This is a genomic window from Streptomyces lunaelactis (genome assembly GCF_003054555.1).
Taxonomy (GTDB): Bacteria; Actinomycetota; Actinomycetes; order Streptomycetales; family Streptomycetaceae; genus Streptomyces; species Streptomyces lunaelactis.
On record NZ_CP026304.1, the window covers coordinates 4,970,678 to 4,989,711 of the forward strand.

At 69.5% G+C, this 19,034-nt stretch carries 16 protein-coding genes; 5 read left to right on the forward strand and 11 right to left on the reverse strand.

What is annotated here, in order from left to right:
* Positions 1–2: 2 nt before the first annotated feature.
* The 3 genes from SLUN_RS22920 to SLUN_RS22930 all read right to left on the reverse strand — a co-directional run bounded on the left by SLUN_RS22920 (position 3) and on the right by SLUN_RS22930 (position 3,413).
* Positions 3–1,433 (reverse strand): DUF2637 domain-containing protein, encoded by a 1,431-nt coding sequence (locus tag SLUN_RS22920; protein WP_108151192.1) that lies wholly within the window; start codon positions 1,431–1,433, stop codon positions 3–5.
* 279 nt (positions 1,434–1,712) lie between these two features.
* Entirely contained in the window at positions 1,713–2,432 is a 720-nt protein-coding gene (locus SLUN_RS22925; RefSeq protein WP_108151194.1) for a DUF3558 family protein, read from the reverse strand.
* Between the two features lie 123 nt (positions 2,433–2,555).
* Entirely contained in the window at positions 2,556–3,413 is an 858-nt protein-coding gene (locus tag SLUN_RS22930) for a hypothetical protein (RefSeq protein ID WP_108151196.1), read from the reverse strand.
* A 163-nt stretch (positions 3,414–3,576) separates the two neighbouring features.
* On the opposite strand from SLUN_RS22930, the gene SLUN_RS22935 reads away from it, so the two are divergent.
* Entirely contained in the window at positions 3,577–4,770 is a 1,194-nt protein-coding gene (locus tag SLUN_RS22935; protein ID WP_108151198.1) for an RtcB family protein, read from the forward strand.
* Between the two features lie 75 nt (positions 4,771–4,845).
* Here the strand turns inward: SLUN_RS22935 and SLUN_RS22940 are convergent, their stop codons facing one another.
* The 4 genes from SLUN_RS22940 to SLUN_RS22960 all read right to left on the reverse strand — a co-directional run bounded on the left by SLUN_RS22940 (position 4,846) and on the right by SLUN_RS22960 (position 9,626).
* Entirely contained in the window at positions 4,846–6,387 is a 1,542-nt protein-coding gene (locus SLUN_RS22940; protein ID WP_108151200.1) for a carboxylesterase/lipase family protein, read from the reverse strand.
* Between the two features lie 219 nt (positions 6,388–6,606).
* Positions 6,607–7,506, reverse strand: a complete 900-nt coding sequence (locus SLUN_RS22950) for an MBL fold metallo-hydrolase (protein ID WP_108151202.1) — start codon at positions 7,504–7,506, stop codon at positions 6,607–6,609.
* Positions 7,499–8,515 carry an SMP-30/gluconolactonase/LRE family protein gene (locus SLUN_RS22955; protein ID WP_108151204.1) on the reverse strand — a complete coding sequence of 339 codons (1,017 nt, stop codon included), beginning with the start codon at positions 8,513–8,515 and terminating at the stop codon, positions 7,499–7,501. The genes SLUN_RS22950 and SLUN_RS22955 overlap by 8 nt, the downstream gene beginning before the upstream one ends.
* A gap of 211 nt (positions 8,516–8,726) precedes the next feature.
* Complete coding sequence (locus tag SLUN_RS22960; RefSeq protein ID WP_108151206.1) at positions 8,727–9,626, reverse strand: helix-turn-helix domain-containing protein; 900 nt, start codon at positions 9,624–9,626, stop codon at positions 8,727–8,729.
* Between the two features lie 131 nt (positions 9,627–9,757).
* Here SLUN_RS22960 and SLUN_RS22965 point away from each other — a divergent pair, with 131 nt between their 5' ends.
* The gene (locus SLUN_RS22965; RefSeq protein WP_108151208.1) at positions 9,758–10,270 is read left to right on the forward strand and encodes an SRPBCC family protein; all 513 of its coding nucleotides are present in this window, start codon (positions 9,758–9,760) and stop codon (positions 10,268–10,270) included.
* A gap of 49 nt (positions 10,271–10,319) precedes the next feature.
* Here the strand turns inward: SLUN_RS22965 and SLUN_RS22970 are convergent, their stop codons facing one another.
* The 4 genes from SLUN_RS22970 to SLUN_RS22985 all read right to left on the reverse strand — a co-directional run bounded on the left by SLUN_RS22970 (position 10,320) and on the right by SLUN_RS22985 (position 15,272).
* A complete protein-coding gene (locus SLUN_RS22970; protein WP_108151210.1) occupies positions 10,320–11,873 on the reverse strand; it encodes an ABC transporter ATP-binding protein in 1,554 nt (517 codons plus the stop codon).
* Positions 11,870–12,718 (reverse strand): ABC transporter permease, encoded by an 849-nt coding sequence (locus SLUN_RS22975; RefSeq protein ID WP_108151212.1) that lies wholly within the window; start codon positions 12,716–12,718, stop codon positions 11,870–11,872. Before SLUN_RS22975 ends, SLUN_RS22970 begins: the two co-directional genes overlap by 4 nt.
* Complete coding sequence (locus SLUN_RS22980; RefSeq protein ID WP_108154888.1) at positions 12,715–13,605, reverse strand: ABC transporter permease; 891 nt, start codon at positions 13,603–13,605, stop codon at positions 12,715–12,717. The genes SLUN_RS22975 and SLUN_RS22980 overlap by 4 nt, the downstream gene beginning before the upstream one ends.
* Before the next feature lie 119 nt (positions 13,606–13,724).
* Entirely contained in the window at positions 13,725–15,272 is a 1,548-nt protein-coding gene (locus SLUN_RS22985; RefSeq protein WP_108151214.1) for an ABC transporter substrate-binding protein, read from the reverse strand.
* A gap of 309 nt (positions 15,273–15,581) precedes the next feature.
* Between SLUN_RS22985 and SLUN_RS22990 the strand changes: the two genes are divergently transcribed.
* From SLUN_RS22990 to SLUN_RS23000, 3 genes are read left to right on the forward strand one after another with little or no spacing between them, the layout of a single operon-like run.
* On the forward strand, positions 15,582–16,577 hold the full coding sequence (locus SLUN_RS22990; RefSeq protein WP_108151216.1) for a TauD/TfdA family dioxygenase: 996 nt from the start codon (positions 15,582–15,584) through the stop codon (positions 16,575–16,577).
* A 31-nt stretch (positions 16,578–16,608) separates the two neighbouring features.
* Positions 16,609–17,631: an ornithine cyclodeaminase gene (locus SLUN_RS22995; protein ID WP_108151218.1), complete on the forward strand. Its 1,023-nt coding sequence runs from the start codon at positions 16,609–16,611 to the stop codon at positions 17,629–17,631.
* Positions 17,622–18,992 (forward strand): Y4yA family PLP-dependent enzyme, encoded by a 1,371-nt coding sequence (locus tag SLUN_RS23000; RefSeq protein WP_108151220.1) that lies wholly within the window; start codon positions 17,622–17,624, stop codon positions 18,990–18,992. Before SLUN_RS22995 ends, SLUN_RS23000 begins: the two co-directional genes overlap by 10 nt.
* Positions 18,993–19,034 lie beyond the last annotated feature (42 nt).

Here is a 19,034-nt window from a genome sequence, read left to right on the forward strand (position 1 = left end):
GACTACGCGATGTGCTCGGCGTCCGCGTCCAGTTCCGTCTGGTACCGGTACCGGAAGTCCCGCAGATAACCCCTGAGTGAGCTCTCGCTCAGCGGGCCGCCCGTGCGCCCCGTGATGCCGTAGAGGTCCATCAGATAGAGGCCGAACTGGCGGGCGTTGGGGAAGTCGCCGTGCTCGCTGACGTACTTGCGGAAGGCGTTGAAGTACGCCTCCTCGCGGGTCAGATCGTCGGGCAGGCCGGTGGCCGGCAGCTCCTCGGCCTCCGCGTCGAGGAGCTCCTCGACGGGCAGCTCCCGCTGCGCGCCGGGCTCGGCGTACTGGGCCTGGGCGTCGGCGCGTTGGCCCGGGACGGTCCCGCCGAGGGGGCGGGTGCGGCCCGGTCCGGCCGGGACGCGTACCGGGGTGGGCTCCAGGTCCTCGACGTACGTCGGGTTGAAGGCGGTCTCGTGCGCCTCCTGGGGCACCTGCGGAGCCGCGAACCAGGGATTCTGGTGGGGTGCGCCGTCCTCAGCCTGCTGCGGCTGCTGTTCCGCGTACTGCTGCGCGCTCTGCTGCGCTTCGTACTCCTGGTACTGCTGGTACTCGTCGTACTCCTGGTACTGCTCCTGCTCCTGGGGCCATTCCTGCGCCACCGGCGCCTGGCCCAGGCCCTGCTGCTGGCCCGGGGTCTGTGCCTGGCCCGGGGTCTGTGCCCGCGTCAGCTCCGGATGCGATGCCGGTGCCGGCGTCGGTGGCAGGAGCATGGGTTCGATGCCTGCTGCGGCGAGTCCGGCGGGGGCGGTGTCGGTGAGGGGTACGCCGTATTTGGACAGGCGCAGGGGCATGAGGGATTCGATGGGGGCTTTGCGTTTCCAGCCGCGGCCGAAGCGCGCCTGGAGGCGGGCCTGGTAGATCAGCCGGTCCTGTTCGAGCTTGATGACCTGCTCGTAACTGCGCAGCTCCCACAGCTTCATCCGGCGCCACAGCATGAAGGTGGGGATGGGGGAGAGGAGCCAGCGGGTGAGACGGACGCCTTCCATGTGCTTGTCGGCCGTGATGTCGGCGATCCGGCCCACGGCGTGCCGGGCCGCTTCGACGGAGACGACGAACAGGACCGGGATGACGGCGTGCATGCCGACGCCGAGCGGGTCGGGCCAGGAGGCGGCGCCGTTGAAGGCGATCGTGGCCACGGTGAGGAGCCATGCGGTCTGGCGCAGCAGCGGGAAGGGGATGCGCAGCCAGGTCAGGAGCAGGTCGAGGGCGAGCAGGACGCAGATGCCCGCGTCGATGCCGATCGGGAAGACGAGGGAGAAGTCGCCGAAGCCCTTGCGCTCGGCAAGCTCGCGCACAGCGGCGTACGAGCCCGCGAAGCCGATCGCGGCGATGATCACCGCGCCTGCGACCACGACCCCGATGAGTATGCGGTGCGTGCGTGTCAGCTGCATCGCGGCCACCCGCGATCCCCTCCCGTTTTCGAATCCAGCGGCCACAGCCTGGCACATGCTTGCGGAGGCCGTCCCTCCGGGCGGCATTCCCGCGTCGGTCCGGGCGTTGGTCCGGGCAGCGGCGGGCCCCGGGCAGCGGCGGGCTCCGTCAACAGGCTGGGGTCAGAACCTACGTGCCGAGTCCTGAACCTACGTGCCGGCGAACCTCCGTGCCGGGTTCGGAACCCAGGTGTTACCGAACCTGAGCCTTGGTGAAAGCGTTGGTGAGGCTACGTGCCGGCGACGGCCCTACTTGTTGGCGACGGCGACCGAGGCCACCGCCTCCTTCGCCGCCGCGACGGCGCCCTTCATCAGGTCGGCGGAGGCCGGGGACTTCGCGCCCGCGTAGCCGGTGCCGTTGTAGGTGAGCGTGACCACGACATTGCCGGTGCGCGACACGATGGTCGCGTACGTGAAGTCCTCGCCGGTCTTCACCAGGTTGTAGGCGATGGCCGTACCAGCCTCACCGACGCCCGTCGCGGGCGAGGTCCGGACGCTCTTGGCGCCCTCCGTCGCCTTCGCCTTGGCGATCTCCTTGGCGTAGTTGTCCTTGGCACGCTGCTCGCCGCTGACGCCGAGGGACGACTCGGAGTCGTACCGCAGGAAGGAGACATCGAGCCAGCGGTACTGCGAGCCCTTCACACCGTTGTCGTCCAGACCGTTCCAGGAGCACGAGCGGCGGTTGGCGACGTCAGTGGACTTGCCGGCCGTGCCCGCCTTGACCTTCGTCTGAGGCACCAGCTTCGCGATCGTCTTCGCGGAGATCGACTTGCAGGGGTCGGAGAGCTTGGCGAACCTTGCCGCAGCGACGGTCGGCGACGTCTTCGCGTCCGGGGAGGCGGCGGAGGACGAGCCCGAGTCCTTCTTGCTGCCGGAGTCGGAGTCCGACGAGCAGCCGGCGACGACGAGCATCACCGGGACGGCTGCGCAGGCGAGTATGCGGGTGAGTCGCGGGGCTGAACGGTGCATGGTTCCTTCAGTGGGTCGATTGTCGTCCGGTCCGGTCGGCGAGGCCACGGTACGCGGACCTGGCCCGTCCGGGGGTATGACTCCGTATACGTACGCGGGTGCGCGGAACGGCTCAGTCGCGGCTCAACCGCTGACCTGCTCGACGAGCTTGCGGGCCAGACTCTGTGCCTTTTCCTGCAGTTCCTTGCTGTCCGGGACCCCTGTGGTGAGGGCGGGCTGCTCGGCGTAGACGATGGTCACGATCACGTTCGATGTGCGGAAGACCACGCTCACGGTGCGGTGCCGGGCGGTGGAACCGGTCCCGGCGCCGGCGAGGACGTCATCGATGAAGGCGCCGTCACCGAGGCCGTCGAGCACGCGCGGCTCGAGCCCGTCGGGAGTGCCGGTGGCGGTGCCCGACGGGGTCTCTGTGCCCGACGGGGTGGACGGATCCGTCGTCGGGGTCGTCGGGGTCGTCGGGGTCTTCGGCGTCGTGGCCGTCGTCGGGGACGGGGTGCCGGTGGAGGACTCCTGCCCCTTCTCGTCCCTCGGGTCGGCGGGGACCGGCAGCGCGGCAGCGGCCTGCTTCTTGGCGAAGACCTCCTGCGCCCGGTCGTCGTCGCTCACCGCGGTGTCGTACGAGACGACCCGCTCGAAGTCGACGGTGAGGCGGTGCGAGGCGTCCGGGGCGTCGGCCTTCCAGCGGCAGCCGACGCGGCGGTCGGTGTCGTAGGTGACCGAGGCCGTACCGCGGTACACCTGCTGCCGCTGATCCTCGGGCAGCTCGGTGGCGCCGGGCAGCAGATCCTTCAGAGTGGAGCGCTCGACCGATCCGCAGGGCTCGCGGAGCGTGCGGTACTTGCCGGGGGCCGCGGCGGAGGACTTGGCGCCGCCTGCCTTGGAGTCGGTGGCGGAGCCGTCGGTGGCGGTGTCGGCGGTGCAGCCGGCGACGAACGCCACGAGGAGCGCCGCGAGGCCGGGTACGTACGCCTTTCGTTGCACGGTCCCAGGCTCCCTTCGAGAGGAAAAGCGGTTGCCGCCCGATGACGGCCGATGGACACAATGTCTATCGCACGAGCTGCGGTGGATGCCGGTCCGCCGAGTCTTTTACTGATCTTGGTGCCGCCTTTTGCGCTTTGGGCTTTTTTGGGGGAATTGAGGAGTTATGTCGTATGTAGAGGTGCCGGGCGCGAAGGTCCCGATCCGGATGTGGACCGACCCTTCGACGGTCGAGGACGGGGCGATGCAGCAACTGCGGAACGTTGCCACCCTGCCGTGGATCAAGGGTCTTGCCGTGATGCCGGACGTCCACTACGGCAAGGGCGCGACGGTCGGCTCGGTGATCGCGATGCGCGGGGCGGTCTGCCCGGCGGCCGTCGGCGTCGACATCGGCTGCGGCATGTCGGCGGTGAAGACCTCGCTCACCGCGAACGACCTGCCCGGTGATCTTTCCCGGCTCCGCTCGAAGATCGAGCAGGCGATCCCGGTCGGCCGCGGGATGCACGACGACCCGGTGGACCCGAGCCGGGTGCACGGGCTTCCGGCGGCGGGGTGGGACGACTTCTGGAGCCGGTTCGACGGGATCGCGGAAGCGGTCAAATTCCGTCAGGAACGTGCCACCAGGCAGATGGGAACGCTCGGATCGGGAAACCACTTCGTCGAATTCTGTCTGGACGAGTCGGGGTCGGCCTGGCTGATGCTGCACTCGGGTTCGCGGAACATCGGCAAGGAGCTCGCCGACTTCCACATCGGCCAGGCGCAGAAGCTGCCGCACAACCAGGGTCTTGTGGACCGTGACCTGGCAGTCTTCATCGCGGATACCCCGCAGATGGAGGCGTACCGGAATGATCTCTTCTGGGCGCAGGAGTATGCGAAGTACAACCGCGCGATCATGATGGGGCTCTTCCAGGACGTGGTCCGGCGGGAGTTCAAGAAGGCGAAGGTGACCTTCGAGCCGGTTCTCTCCTGCCATCACAACTATGTGGCGGAGGAGCGGTACGAGGGCATGGACCTGCTGGTCACCCGCAAGGGAGCGATCCGGGCAGGCAGCGGGGAGTTCGGGATCATCCCGGGGTCGATGGGCACCGGCTCGTACATCGTGAAGGGTCTGGGGAACACCAAGTCCTTCAACTCGGCGTCGCACGGCGCGGGTCGGAAGATGAGCCGTACCGCGGCGAAGCGGCGGTTCTCGACGAAGGACCTGGCGGAGCAGACGCGGGGTGTGGAGTGCCGTAAGGACTCCGGCGTCGTGGATGAGATCCCGGGGGCGTACAAGCCGATCGAGAAGGTCATCGACCAGCAGCGGGACCTGGTGGAGGTCGTCGCGAAGCTGAAGCAGGTCATCTGCGTCAAGGGCTGACTTGATCTTTAACCCCGGGGTCCGAACGAGGTCTCGAACTTGATCACTCGTGTCGGTAACCGCCGCACGTGCTGGTCATGGTGTGTCCTTGAAGGGGTGTGCGGAACGATGCGTGGGCCGGGTCCTCCAGGCCTGTCGTTCCTGGCCGCGGGGGTCGTCGACCTGGGTCCACTCTGCGTCGATGCGCATCGTGGCCCGGCGCTCGCTGTCGTACGGGTCCCAGCCGGGGTTACCGGTCCTGGCGAACCGCACCCACGTCTCGTGCACTCGGGCGGCGAGATCCGCGGGAGGCTTGTCGAGGCCGAGCAGGCCGTTGGGTCCGTGCAGCTGGGGGAGATGCGCGAGGTCGAAGACGAAGGGGAGCTCTATCGCGTGGGTGGCGCCGAGCTCTCCGTTCAGGGCAGGGGAGCGCCAGGCGAACTCGTAGCCGAAGGTGGCGGACTGGGGGTGGGCGGCATGGGCGCTGGCCAGTGCCCAGCTGCCCGCGCCGAACGCGGCGTCGCCCATGATGGCGGACCGCAGCTCACCGCAGGACGCCTCGGGGCGTGCCTTCCGGTACGTCTCGACGAGCTGCGCCGGATTCGGGTGCGAGCGGGCCGCCGCCGCGTCGACGTCGGCTGCGGTCGAGGTGGAGTAGTTGCCCACGGGTGCCAGGTAGAGGTTTCCCTCCTCGGTGTTGGTCCCGATGAGCAGGTCGACGTCGGCGCTGAGGCCGGCGGAGACGGATTCGGCGGGCTGGGTGTCGAGGACCAGGCTGAAGGGGCTGAGTCCGATCAGCGGGTCGCTGTGCGTCTCGGTCTGCAGGTCAATGCCCGCGAGCCGGTTGGCGGCCTCGACCAGGCGCTCGTCGTCGATGTCCGCGAAGGCGTCGACATGGGGATCGATGCCCAGCGCCGCGGCTGCGGCCTTGGTGACGCGGGCGGCCTGCTCGGTCGTGAACGCCCCCAGTCCGCTGCCGCTTTGGACGATCGCCCGGCGGAAGAGGCCCGTGGCCTCGGGGGTGGCGAGCACGCCGCCGACAATGGTTGCCCCGGCCGACTGGCCGAAGAGCGTGACGTTGCGCGGATCACCGCCGAAGGCGGCGATGTTCTCCCGCACCCAGCGCAGCGCGGCGACGACGTCGAGCAGGCCGCGATTGACGGGCGCTCCGGGGATGTCGAGGAATCCCGCGATGCCGAGCCGGTAGTTCAGGGTGACGAGGACGACGCCGTCGCGGGCGAAGCCGGAGCCGTCGTACATCGCGGACCGCGTCGATCCCGCGACGAATCCGCCGCCGTGGGCGAACACCATGACGGGCAGGTCGCCGCCCACGGCGGCAGGCGTCCAGACGCTGACGGTGAGGTAGTCCTCCCCGTGCTTCCAACCGGCGCCGAAGTAGGGGGACATGTCCACGCTGCCGAGCTTGCGCTCGGACTGCGGCGCGTTGGGTCCCGGCACGGTGGCGTCCCGTACTCCGTCCCAGGACTCGTGCGGCTGCGGCTGCGGCGGCGCGAAACGGCCGGCGTCGAGGGGAGGGGCGGCGTAGGGGATGTTCAGGAAGGCGGTGATTCCGTCCTGGCGCAGGCCACGGACCGCTCCCTGAGCGGTCGTCACGATGGGGTCGGTGTCGGGGTTCACAGTCGTGCCTCTCTGCGGGCCTCAGCCCTGGTTGGGGTACGGGGCGAAGGGGGCCCAGCGCCTAATCGCGAACTTGCTTCCGTCGCGCACCATTTCTGCGGTGCCGTGACAGCCCGGGTGCGCGGGGATCACGAGTGCGTTGTTGTCGGCGTGTCGGCGCGTTGTCGCCCGCGGCCCCGGGGCACGGCCCCGGGGCCGCGGTTGTGGACCAACCGGATGTCAGAGTCGGCCGAGCGGGGCCCACCGCTTGATGCCGAACGAGCCCCCGCTGCGTTCCACCTCCAGCGCGCCGTGTCCCGCGAAATGGGCGGGCAGGACAAGCGCGTTGGTGTCAGCGGCCCAGCCGAGAATCTCCTGGCGGGTCTTGCGGGCGGCTTGTGCGTCCTCGCAGAAGCAGCTGTTGTGGTCCGGCTGCATGACCTGGAAGGGGGAGTGCATCAGGTCGCCGGCGAAGACCGCGCGCTCGGAGCCGGAGGCCAGCATCACGACGCTCGATCCCGGTGTGTGGCCGGGTGCGGCCTGCAGACGCAGGTTGGCGTCGATCTGGTGGCTCGATTCCCAGAGCAGGACCTGGCCGGCGGCATGTACGGGCGCGACGCTGTCCTCGAAGACGTTCTGGTTGACCCCGCCGGCGATCTTCGGGTTGTTGGCCGGGTTCCAGAACTCGAAGTCGGCTTTGGGCATCAGGTACGTGGCGTTGCGGAAGGTCGGCGCCCAGGACTGGCCCTCCAACCGGGTGTTCCAACCGACGTGGTCGACGTGCAGATGGGTGTTGACCACAACATCGACGTCGTCAGGGCGCACGCCGGCCCGCTCGAGATTGCCGAGGAAGTCCAGCTCCAGGTGGCCCCAGGACGGCGCGTAGGGGCGTTCCTTGTGATTGCCGACCCCGGTGTCGATCAAGACGGTCTTGCCCTCGCTGCGCAGCACCCACGTCTGCACGGCGACCTCGCAGATCCCGGTCTCGTCGTTGAGGAAGTCCGGGACGAGTACGGACCGGTGTTCGTCCCAGTCCTGCTTCGGCGAGCCCGGGAAGAAGACCTCCGGGGTCATGCCGACCGATCCGTGCATCTCCTCGACCCGGGCCACCTCGACGTCGCCGAGAGTCATGTCACTCATGGTGTGTGCTCCTGTATTCGTATCGTGCAGGGCCGGGTCCTACCGGTGGCCGCGCAGGCGCGCGCAGCAGATTGGGGTCAGTGGCTGTGGTGTAGGCGGCGCTGAGCACGTAGACGTCATTGCCGCGCAGCGCGACGGAGGTGGGGTTCTGAAGTCCGTCGGTGGCGTCCAGAACGGTGGTGCTGGTGCCGTCGGGGCGGATGCGCACGACCGTGTTGGGGGCGTTGAGAGCGGCGAGGATCTCGTCACCGCGGCCGGTGAAGGCGAAATCGTCGATACCGACCATGCCCGATGCCTTGACCTGCGGCGCTCCGGCACGGTTTCCGGAGCGGATCGCAATGCGCAGGAGGGTGCCCTGGTCGAGGTTGGTCACCCACAGCGCGCCGTCGCGTACTTTCGCGCCGTTGGCTCCGAGGAAGCCGGTCGAGGCGAGTTCGGGAGCGGTGGACCATGCGGTGGGTGTGCCGCCGGTGACGGGGACGGTCCATACGGTGCCGAGCACCGAGTCGGTGATGTAGAGCTGCTTGCTGTGCCTGTCCAGTGCCAGCCCGTTGGGCAGGCCGCCTGCGGGCAGTGCGGCGATGCGCTGCGGGGCCTGCCCGGGGCGCAACCGCCACAGTCCCGTCAGGTCGGCCGTGCCGGTCGCGTACAGCACGTACACGGTGCCGTCCGGGGTGTGGACGATGCCGGTGGCCAGGGGGAAGCCGAGGACGGGTGTGTTGACTCCGCCGTCGGCGGGTGCGGGCAGCGTTGCCAGGATGCGCGTTGTGCCCCGGGGGGTGACGCGGGCCACCTGGCGGCCGGCGGCGAAGGTGACGGCTGCCGTGCCGTCGGGGAGCAGGGTGATGTTCTCCGGCATCTGGCCCGTGGAGAGGTCGAAGTGGGTGGCGACCCGCACGTCTGCCAGGGGTCCTCTGGCGGGCGTCGCGTTGGCCGGAGCAGTCGCCGTGAGGGCGGCTGCGGCCACCAGAACGGCCGACATGGTCATCTTGATGCTTCGCTTGGACATGATTCCTTCACTGTTTTCGGGCATGCGGCAGCCGCGGTGCGGCGCCGTGGTCGAGGGGCGCATCAGGGGGGAGGTCGCGATCTTGCCGCCGGCGGGCGGGCATGCGAGCGCGCAGGCGGCAGGCGGCAGGCGGCAGGGGGCAGCCCGGCGGCGGGACGCCCGCGGCGGATACGCACGCCGCGGGCGCCCTCGGCCGGCGGAGGGGCTCGGGTCAGGTGGTGTGGGTTTCGGCGACGTGGCGCGGCTGGGTCGCTTCCTGCGGTGCGGTGGCGTGGGCGAGAAGGTTCAGGGCTGTCGCGAACGGGGAGCCGGGGTCGGCTGTAGCCACCACCAGGGACGGTCCGCTTCCTTGCGGGCTCTGTAGCGTCTGCTGGGTGACTGTCAGTGTCCCGACCAGGGGGTGGCGCATTTCGTAGTCGGCGACATCGCAGGCCAGGATCCGGTGATCGGCCCACATCGTGGCGAACTCCGGACTGCGCATGGTCAGTTCGCCGATCAGTCCGGCCAGTAGTGGATCGTCCGGGTATCGGCCGGCCGTCAGGCGCAGGTTGCCCACCACGGCCCTGGCCTTGGCGGGCCAGTCGGTGTACAGGTCGCGGGTGTGCGCGTCAAGGAACATCAGCCTGGCCATGTTCGGCCGTTGGCCCGGGTCGTTGGGGCTGCCCGGATCGAGATGGCCTGCGAACAGCCCGTGTCCTGGCCGGTTCCAGGCCAGGACGTCGCTGCGGCGGCCAATGACGATGGCGGGTGTGGACTCGAGGGCGGCCAGCAACGCGCTGGTTGCCGGGGCGATGCGTTCGGCACGCGGCCGGCCCGCGGGTCTGCCCCGTTTCGGTGCACGGGCCAGGGCGTGCAGATGGGCTCGCTCGGACTCATCCAGTTGCAGGGCGCTCGCTATGGCGTCGAGCACCTCGCGCGAGGCGTTGCGTGACTGGCCCTGCTCCAGGCGGGTGTAGTAGGGCGCGCTGATGCCTGCGAGCATCGCGAGCTCCTCCCGCCGCAGCCCCGGCACCCGGCGCCGCTCACCGTAGGTCCGCAGCCCGACGTCCTCGGGCCGCAGCTGGCCCCGGCGTGCCTGGAGGAAGTCGGCGAGGTGCCCGTGCTTGTTCATGGTGCCGAGTATGCGTACCGCCGACGATCCGCGCCTGACCCCGCTGGGGTAGGGATCCGCAGGGTCTGGCTCACCTCGGCCCCGGTCTCCAGGATGGGCCGCATTCCTCTTCATCGCTTCCGGGAGAATCCATGAGCACCACCACCCCCAACCCACAACACCCCCTCGCCGGGCTCGACCTGACTTCCTTCACCTTCACCCGGCGGTGCTGGGTCGACACAACGCCGGACTCCGTCTACCGCCTCATCAGCGACGTGTCACTGATCGAGACGTGGAGCCCGAGCGCCAGCGAGGTGAGCTACGCACCGGGCGACGGTCCGTGGGTCAGCTCCTGGTTCAGCGGCCGCAACCGCCGGGACGGGCGCGAATGGGTCACCCACTCCGAGGTGGTACGGGCCGATCCGGGCGGCGCGTTCGCCTTCGTCGTCGGCGGAGCCGACCACGGCATCGTGCGCTGGGACTGGCACTTCCGCGAGCAGGGCAGGGGCAGCATCGTCCAGCAATCCTGGCGGCTGCTGCGCACCGATCCGGTCCTGGGCGACACCCGCGAGGACGTCCTTTCGCTGCGCGACCATATGGCCGACAGCACGGAGTCCACGCTGCTCGCCCTGGCGGAGTGGATCGCCGGCGACCAAACCCACTGATCCCCAGGGTCCGTCTCCGGCACACCGCCGCCGCGTCGTCGAGACTGATTCACGACGTTGCTCGGCGGCCCTCCGGGCCCCGTGAGTAGGCAGGCATCAGGGTCGTGGTGGAGCCGTGCTCCCGCATCTGGCCGGCGTCCAGGATGTGCACGGTGTCTGTGTAGGCGGCGATCAGGTGGAGTTCGTGGGAGACCATCGCGATCGTCATGGCGTGCTCGGTCCGCAGCCGGGTGAGAAGGTCCATGACCGCGGTGGCCGTGGCCGGGTCGAGGGCGGATGTGATCTCGTCGCAGAGCAGGACGTCGGGCGCGGCGGCCAGAGCGCGGGCAATGGAGACGCGCTGACGCTGACCGCCGGAGAGCTCTGCCGGGTAGCGCCCGGCGAAGTCGCCCGGAAGTTCTACCTGCTTGAGCAGCTCGGCGATCCGGCCGGGTATGTCGGTCCGGGGAAGGCCGGCGTGCAGGCGCAGGGGCCTGGCCAGGGCGGCCGCGACGGTGTGTGAGGGGTTGAGGGCGGCCAGCGGGTTCTGTGGGACGAACTGGATGCGGCGCTGGTCTTCTCGTGTGCGCCGGCGCGCTGTGTGCGCCAGTGACCGTCCGTCGAGCGTCAGGTGGCCGGTTTCCGGGGGGTGCAGTCCGGCGAGGACCCGCAGGAGTGTGGTCTTCCCCGAACCTGAGGGGCCGACGATGGCGGTGGCGGACCCGGCGGGAGCGGTGAAGTCGACGGCGTCGAGGGCCAGGTGGCTGCCGCCGCGGTGACGGAACGCGACGCTGACGGAGCGTGCCGCGAGCCCGTTCCGCTCGGTTTCGCGCGTGGCCGGAATCGGGCGGGTTGCGGGAGTTGGGGCCTTCTGGACGGGAAGGCTCCGGAATGCCGGGGAGGCCAGCTGGATGACGTCGTCGGCGTAAGACCGGACGAGGTGAGGGTCGTGGGTGGCCATGACGACTGCGAGGCCCCGTGTGGCCGCCAGGTCACGCAGCAAAGTGGCGATCTCGTCACGAAGGGCTGCGTCGAGCCCTGCGGTGGGTTCGTCCAGAAGAAGAACGTCGGGCGTGCGGGCAAGCGCGCGGGCAAAAGCGACGCGGCGTTGCTGCCCTCCGGAGAGGGCGGTGGGACGTCGCTCGGGGAGTCCGTCGTCGACGGGGAGTCGGCATTCGCGCAGGAGGCCCAGGACGTTTGCGTCGCTGCGGTCGCGGGCCACTTCGGCCACGAGCTGACGGACCTTCATCCGTGGATTGAGCGCCGATCCGGGATCCTGCCCAACGAAGGCGATACGTGAGCGGCGCAGATTCCGCAACTGCTCGGGGGCGAGCGTGGGGGTGTGGTGCCCAAGGACTTCGAGTGTTCCACCGGAGATGGCGGCACCGGGCGGGATGTGGCCGATCAGGGCGCGCAGCAGGGTCGTCTTGCCGGATCCGGAAGCGCCGGTGAGGGCGGTGACACGGCCTGCGTGGAAGGCGGCGGAGACGGTCTGCAGCAGGACGGGCCCATCCGGGAGGGTGATCTTGAGATCGGTGACCGTGGCGACGGGCGACGACGGGTCCTGCTGCGAGGTCTGGTCGGCCGGGACGGCTCGTGTGTCGTGATGTGCGGTGTCGCTCATGAGGTGGTCACCGTCCTGCGGACGAATTGGGGGGCCAGGGCCGTGGAGGCGAGGTTGACGGTGATCGCGAGGAGGGCGATGGCGAGGCTCGGGGCCACGACCGCCCAGGGGTTGAGCAGAATGCCGGGGGCGTTCTCGCGGACCATCAGGGACCAGTCGGGGTCCGGCGGCTGCGGGCCGATCTGAAGGAAGCCGGCCATCGAGATGACGTAGGTGGCTTCGACGAACCGCAGGCCGAACAGGGCCAGGACGGTGGCGCGGAGATTGGGCAGCAGCTCGCGCAGCGCGATGTAGGTCAGGCTCTCGCCGCGAGCCATGGCTGCTTCGACGTAGCCGGAAGCGGCGAGGGGGGCCGCAGCACTGGCGACGATGCGCACGGCGTACGGGATGCCGAGGACGATCGCCGCGCAGACGACCGCCCAGCGTCCGCCGCCGGGCCAGGCCAGGGCGATGAGCATGATTCCGAGGATGGGCGGGAGGAGGATCGCGACGTCGGCAGCCCGCTCGACGGCCCGGCCGACGGCGGGGCGCAGTACGGCGATGCAGCCCAGGAGTGTTGCCACCAGGGTGACGACGACCGCCACCAGGAAGGCGCTGCCGATCAGGGCGGTGCCGCCGTGCAGCAGGCGGCTCAGCACATCGCGGCCCAGCTGGTCGCCGCCGAGGGGGGCGCCGTCGCCCGGCGCCATATACGGGCCGGTGACGGGGGTGTCGATGGTGTGAGGGGAGAGGAAGGGCCCGCACAAGGCCAGGAGTACCAGCAGGACACCAGGGGCGATGCGAGGCAGGGCTTTTGCGCGGGCAGATGCGGGCGACCGTTTGCGGGCCGCGGTGGTGGCGCTCATGCGCGGGCTCCCAGGGCGCGGGCGCGGATGAGGTCCGCGGCCAGCAGAATGAGGCTGATGACGGCGCCGGCGCAGATGACGACGCCGGCGATGAGCGGGGTGTCGCGGGCGGCGACGGCGCCGGCCAGGACACTGCCGATGCCGGGGTAGTTGAAGAGGGTTTCCACCACCACGGCGCCTCCCAGGAGCATGCCGGTCGAGGTGGCGATGCCGGTGGCGATGGTCGGGACGGCTCCGGGCAGGGCGTGTCGCAGGAGAACCTGGAGGGTGGGCAGCCCGTCCAGATAGGCGGCTTCGACGTGGGGCGTTGCGGCCTGGTCGGCAAGGGCTCCGCGCACGATCCGTGTGTTCCAACCGGTCTGCGGGACGACCAGGGCGAGGACCGGCATGATCAGCATCGTCCAGGTCGCCGGGGAGCCGTCGGCGCCGGTGACGGTGACGGCGGGCAGCCAGCCTGTCCACAGCGACAGTACGAGCAGCAGCAGGACGGAAATGACGAACTCGGGTACGGCGAATGCCGCGGTGGCCGTGTGTCCGACGATCCGGTCGACGAGCCGTCCGGGGCGGGCCGCCGCCCAGCAGCCGAGAGCCAGTGACAGGACGACCGTGATCACGAACGCACTCGCCCCCAGCAGCAGGGTGTTGGGGAAGGGGTCGGCCAGCAGCTCGGTGACGTTCTGGCCGCGGGCCGACGTGCCGAGGTCTCCGGTGGGCAGTGCGGTCATCCAGTCCCAGAACCGTTCCCACAGCGGCCGGTCCAGCCCCAGCAGATGACGTCGGGCGGCCACGTCGGCCGCGCTGTCACCCCGCTCGGAGGATGCCGATGCCGCGTCGCCCGGCAGTACTTCGACGGCGGCGAAGACCACTGCGAGGAGCACCACCAGCATCAGCGCACGGCGGGCCACTGCCGCTGCTGCCCTTCCGGCGAGCGCGGTGGCGCGGCGCGACGCGGTGGCCGCCCCTGCCGGAGCGGGGGCGGCCACCGTGTCGGTGTTGACCGTGGGTATCAACGAAGCCACACGTTCTCGAGCTGGACCCGGCCGTAGCCGGCGAGCTTGGGCAGGTTCTGGACCTTGGACGCCGCCAGGTCGATGCCGTCGGCCATGCCCCACAGCAGGTAGCCGGACTTGGCGAACTCGATCTGCTGGAGTTCCTTGAGAGCCGCGGCGCGTGCCGTTTCGTCGGCCGTGCCGATGACCTTGAGGTAGGAGGCGTCGAACTCCTTGTCCGCCCAGCCGGCTTCGTTCTGTCCCGCCTCGCTGACCATGGTCTTCGAGGCGAAGAAGATGACCGAGTCGTTGGTGCCCCAGTACGTTGTGTAGAAGTCGCCGTTCTTCCAGGTCTTGTCCCAGAAGGCGCCGGACTCCTGCTTGACGACCTTGATCTTGATGCCTGCCTCGCGGGCCTGGTTCGCGAAGAGCGTCGCGGACTCGGCCAGGCCGGGGATGTCCTCGGTGGTGACGAGGTCGTAGGTCTTGGACAGGTCGAACTTGGCCTCCGCGAGGAGGGACTTGGCCGTTGCCAGGTCCTTCTTGCGCTGGGGGATGTCCTTGGCCAGGTGAGGGTCTCCGGTGCCCATGATGTCGTTGGCGACCGTGCCGTAGCCGGACAGGACCTGCTTGACCATCGCGTCGCGGTCGACGACCAGGCGCATGGCCTCGCGCACGCGTACGTCGGCGAACGGTCCGCTCGCCGTGCGCATCACGATCGGCATCGCCATGTCGTTGGGGCGACGCAGGACCTGGATGTCCTTGCGGCTCGCGGCAGTGCGGGCGGCGACCGCGCCGGCGTTGGAGGCCACGTCGATCTGGCCGGCAAGGAGGGCGTTGGCCATGGCCTGCGGGGTTTCGAACATGGTGACCTCGATGGCATCGAGGTGCACGGCGCCGCCGTACCACTTGTCGTTCTTCACCAGGCGCGCATTGCCGCCGCGGAACCAGTCCAGCTTGAACGGGCCGGTGCCCGGCGCCTTCTCCAGGGCCTTCTCGGCGGTGCCCTTCTTCAGCACGAACGTCGTCAGGCGGGTCAGGAGCGGCAGTTCGGCGTTGGCGTAGTCGGAGACCAGGACGACGGTGTCGGTTCCCTCGGCGCGGATGTTCTCCGGCTTGATGCCCGGCAGTCGCGCGGCGCCCGAGGGGGTGTTGCGCAGGCGCTTCAGCGACCAGACGACGTCATCGGCCGTCACCGGGCTGCCGTCGTGGAAGGCCGCCCCCTTGGCGATCTTGAACTTCCAGGTCTTCAGATCGGCCGACGGCTCCCACGAAGCCGCCAGCCGGGGCTTGGTGTTGGGGTTGGCACCGGGGATCGTGAGGGTGTCGTAGACGAGGGCCAGGATGAGGTAGTCGCTCTCGTTGGCCTGGGTGCCGTGCGGGTCGCGAGTGATGGCGCTGGCCCGGCCGAGGGCTCCGACGCGCAGTGTGCCGCCGCTCTTGGGCTTGTTGCCACCGGCCGGTGCGGTGTCGGTGTCTTCCGCCCCCGAGGAGCAGGCTGCGAGCAGTGCGGTCGCGCCTATCGCTCCGCCGGCCAGAAGCAGTTGGCGCCTGTTGATGTCCACGTACGTCCCTCGATCCACTGGCAACTGGGGGGTGCTTAGGTTTGCCTACCCTAATGACCCGTAGGGCCGCAACCTGTCGCCCGCGTTGGATCACATGTCCGAATTCACCACCGGCCGTTCGTGACTAAGGTTTGCCTTACCTAAGTTTCCTGCTACTGTTCCAGCCGTTCGCCGGATCCGCGCCGCCACGGTTGGTCCCCAACCAACCGTCAAATCCCGCCAGTTACGAAGCCTCGCCTTCGTCGCGAGAGAACTGCGCCAGTGAACCGGCATTCCCCCTGCCATCCGACTGAAACGGATTCCTTCGCCATGAGCACGGCAGCCGCACCTGTCCGCACGCTCGATGCCCACATGGTGGGCGAACTCCGCCAGGCTGCGGAGAAACTGCTCGCCGAGTTCGGAACCTCCGCCACGAGCCCGCAGCTTCTGGTCCGTGTCCGCGAAGTTGCCAGTGGGTTCAGCCGGCCCTTGCGCGACGAGTGCCGCCCCGTGGACACCGCTGACGGACTGTTCGTCATCCGGGGCCTGGACGTCGACGACGAGGAAGTCTGCCCGACTCCGTCCAGCTGGGCTACCGCCGGAGACAGCGGCGCCGTGTACGACATCGCTCTCCTGCTTCTCGCCACCGTGATGGGCAATCCGATCGCCTGGGAGGGGCAGCAGGACGGACGCTTCGTCCACAACATCGTCCCGTCCCCGGGACATGAGGCGGAGCAGACCGGCGCATCCAGCAGCGTGCTGCTGAGCCCGCACACCGAGGACGCCTTCCACCCCGGCCGCGCCCATCTGCTGATGCTCGGCTGCGTGCGCAACCCCGACAACATCGCCACCACCGCGGCCAGCATCCGCAAGACCCGCCTCACCGACACGGACACCGAAGTGCTGAAGAAGCCGGTCGTGCCGATCCTGCCCGACGACGCCTACGAAGCCGCTCAGGGCTACACGGACGAGGCTGCGCCCGCGGTACCGGCGCTGTACGCCGCCGAGGACGGGATGACGCTGCGCTTCGACCCGGCGTACACGCCGCTGGACGACGCGGACGAGACCTACCGGAGCGCGTACGGACGGCTGTCGGACGAACTCGCGCGGGTGTCGGTGGCCGTGAGCCTCAGCCCCGGCGAAATCCTCGTCGTCGACAACGACATGGTCGTCCACGGCCGAGTGCCGTTCCAGGCCCGGTACGACGGAACCGACCGCTGGCTCAAGCGCGCCTCCGTCCGCGTCCCCGGGCGCCGCACACGCCCCGCGGCCGAATCCACCGAGCACGGGTACGGTCAGGCCGCCCTCGAGGCACACGCGAGCTGAACACCCGCCCCGAACTGGAGGAAGCATCACCATGACGGACACTTCGGCCGCCGACGGCATACCGATATCCGGCGACCCCAAGAGCCTGCGGGTCCTGTCGACCACCGACCTCGCCGGGATCGACATATCCCTCGCGGACGTGGTCGCCACCGTGGAAGGGGCGTACCGGACCCTCCACGCGGGCCAGTCCGACAACCCCCGGAAGCTGACCGTCAAGCCGCAGGACGGTCACTCCGTCTCGTACGCGATGCTCGGCCGGGACGGCTCCCGCAACGTTGTGGCGATCAAAACCTCGTACAAGCACGGCCTGGACAAGGGTCGCGAGGAACAGCACTACTACACCGCCCTCACGATCTACGACGACACAACCGGCCTGCCGGTCGCGATGATGGACTGCTCCCGCATCGGCTCCTTGCGCACGCCCGCCGTATCGGCCCTGCTGGCCCGCGAATGTGCGGCCCCCGGCGCCCGCTCGGCCCTGGTCATCGGAACAGGTACTCAGGGCCGCCTCGCTCTGCCGTTCCTCCTGACCACCCTGCCCAACTTGGACCGGCTGATGGTGTTCGGTACTCACCCCGACGGCATCGCCACCGTTCGCGAGCAGCTGCGCGTCCACTTCCCCGACCGGGACATCGAGATCGTCACCGACGTGCGGGCCGCCGCCTCGGACGCCGATGTCATCGTCGCGACCGCCGGCGACCACACCCCGGCCGCGATTGAAGCCGAGTGGCTGAAGCCCGGCGCGCTGTCCGTCCTGGTCGGCCACGGACTCGCGCCCTCGACTCTGCACCGGGCGGACCGCGTCATCGCGACCAGCGAGGCGCAGATGAACGTCACCGGCACCGACATGGCCGACGACGACGGCAAACTGCCCGCCGTCGACTCGGAGTTCCCGCCCGTACTCGCGGGAATCACCGCGGGCCGCCTGAGCAGCACCGAGCGGATCTTCGCCTACAACAGCGGCCTCGTCGTCACCGACATCGCCCTCGGGCATCACTTCGCCCAGCTGGCCATCGCCCAGGGCCTGGGCACCGAGGTGCCGCTGTGGCAGTGAGCCCCGGCCGCTGGCCCGCGCTCCCCGCCCTCGCCGACCCGGCAACGGAACAGGTGCTGGGCAGCGGGCTGCTGCCCGAACTCGCCTACGCCTTCGGCGGCCCGTTCCACTTCCTGCTCCCCGACGCGTTCGACGCCAACCTGCGCGTCATGCAGGACGCGCTCGCGGCTGCTGGAGTGGACGGCTTCGTGTACTTCGCCAAGAAGGCCAACAAGGCCGCGGTGTTCGTGGAACGGGCAGCGGCGGGCGGCGCCGGCGTGGATGTCGCCTCCGCCGGTGAACTGCGTGAAGCCTTGGGCCACGGTGTACGCGGCGAGCATGTCGTCGTCACCGGCCCGGCCAAGGACGCCTCCCTGCTCCGCCTGGCGGTACAGCACGGCGCGCTCATCGCGGTCGACGCCCTCGACGAACTGGACACGCTGATCACCATCGCACTGACCGGTCGGGTTCGCCCGGCTCGCGTCCTGCTGCGCTGCCTTCCCCCCGATCAGCTTCACAGCCGCTTCGGGATGAACGAGAACGAACTGGCGACAGCCACGGACCGGTGTGTCCAGGCGGGCGACGCACTACGCATGGAAGGCTTCAGCTTCCACCTGTCCGGCTACGCACTCCAGCCCCGCACCGACCTCGTCGGCCGCCTCGCCGAACGGTGTCTCAAAGCCCGCGTCCAGGGCCTGGAAGCCAGCCGGATCAGCATCGGCGGCGGCCTGCCCATCAGCTACACCGACGCGAGCAGCTGGCACAGCTTCCTCGCCGAGCACCACAGCCGCTACTACCACGCGGGCAAGACATTCCGGACCGGTGACTTCTACCCGTATCACTCTCCAAAGGCTGGGCCCGTCGCCCTGGCCTCGCTGCTGGCAGCCACACCCGAGGGAAGCCAACAGTCTCTCGCCGAGATAGTGAAAGACGCCGGCGTCGAGCTGCTGCTCGAACCGGGTCGCGCACTCCTCGACCAGGCCGGGGCGACCGTCTTCAGCATCCAGGGCGTCAAGGACCGGGACGGATACCAGCTCCTGACCGTCGACGGCACCAGCCTGAGTCTGTCGGAGCAGTGGTTCAACAGCGAATACCTGCCCGATCCCCGCCTCCTGCCGCAGGACACCACCGGACCCGCCGGCACCTACCCGGCCAGCGTCGGGGCCGCCACCTGCCTGGAATCCGACATGATCACCTGGCGCAAGGTCGGCTTCCCCCGTCGTCCGCGCACCGGTGACCTGCTGGTGTATCCCAACACTGCCGGGTACCAGATGGACTCCAACGAGTCGCCCTTCCACGACCTGCCGCTGCCGCCCAAGGTCGTCATCGACCAGACCGACCTGCCCCGCCCGCGCTGGCGTCTCGACCGCCACTTCGCCTGACCGGTCCCGCCTGCCCCGTCCGCCCCCCTCAACAGGAGCATT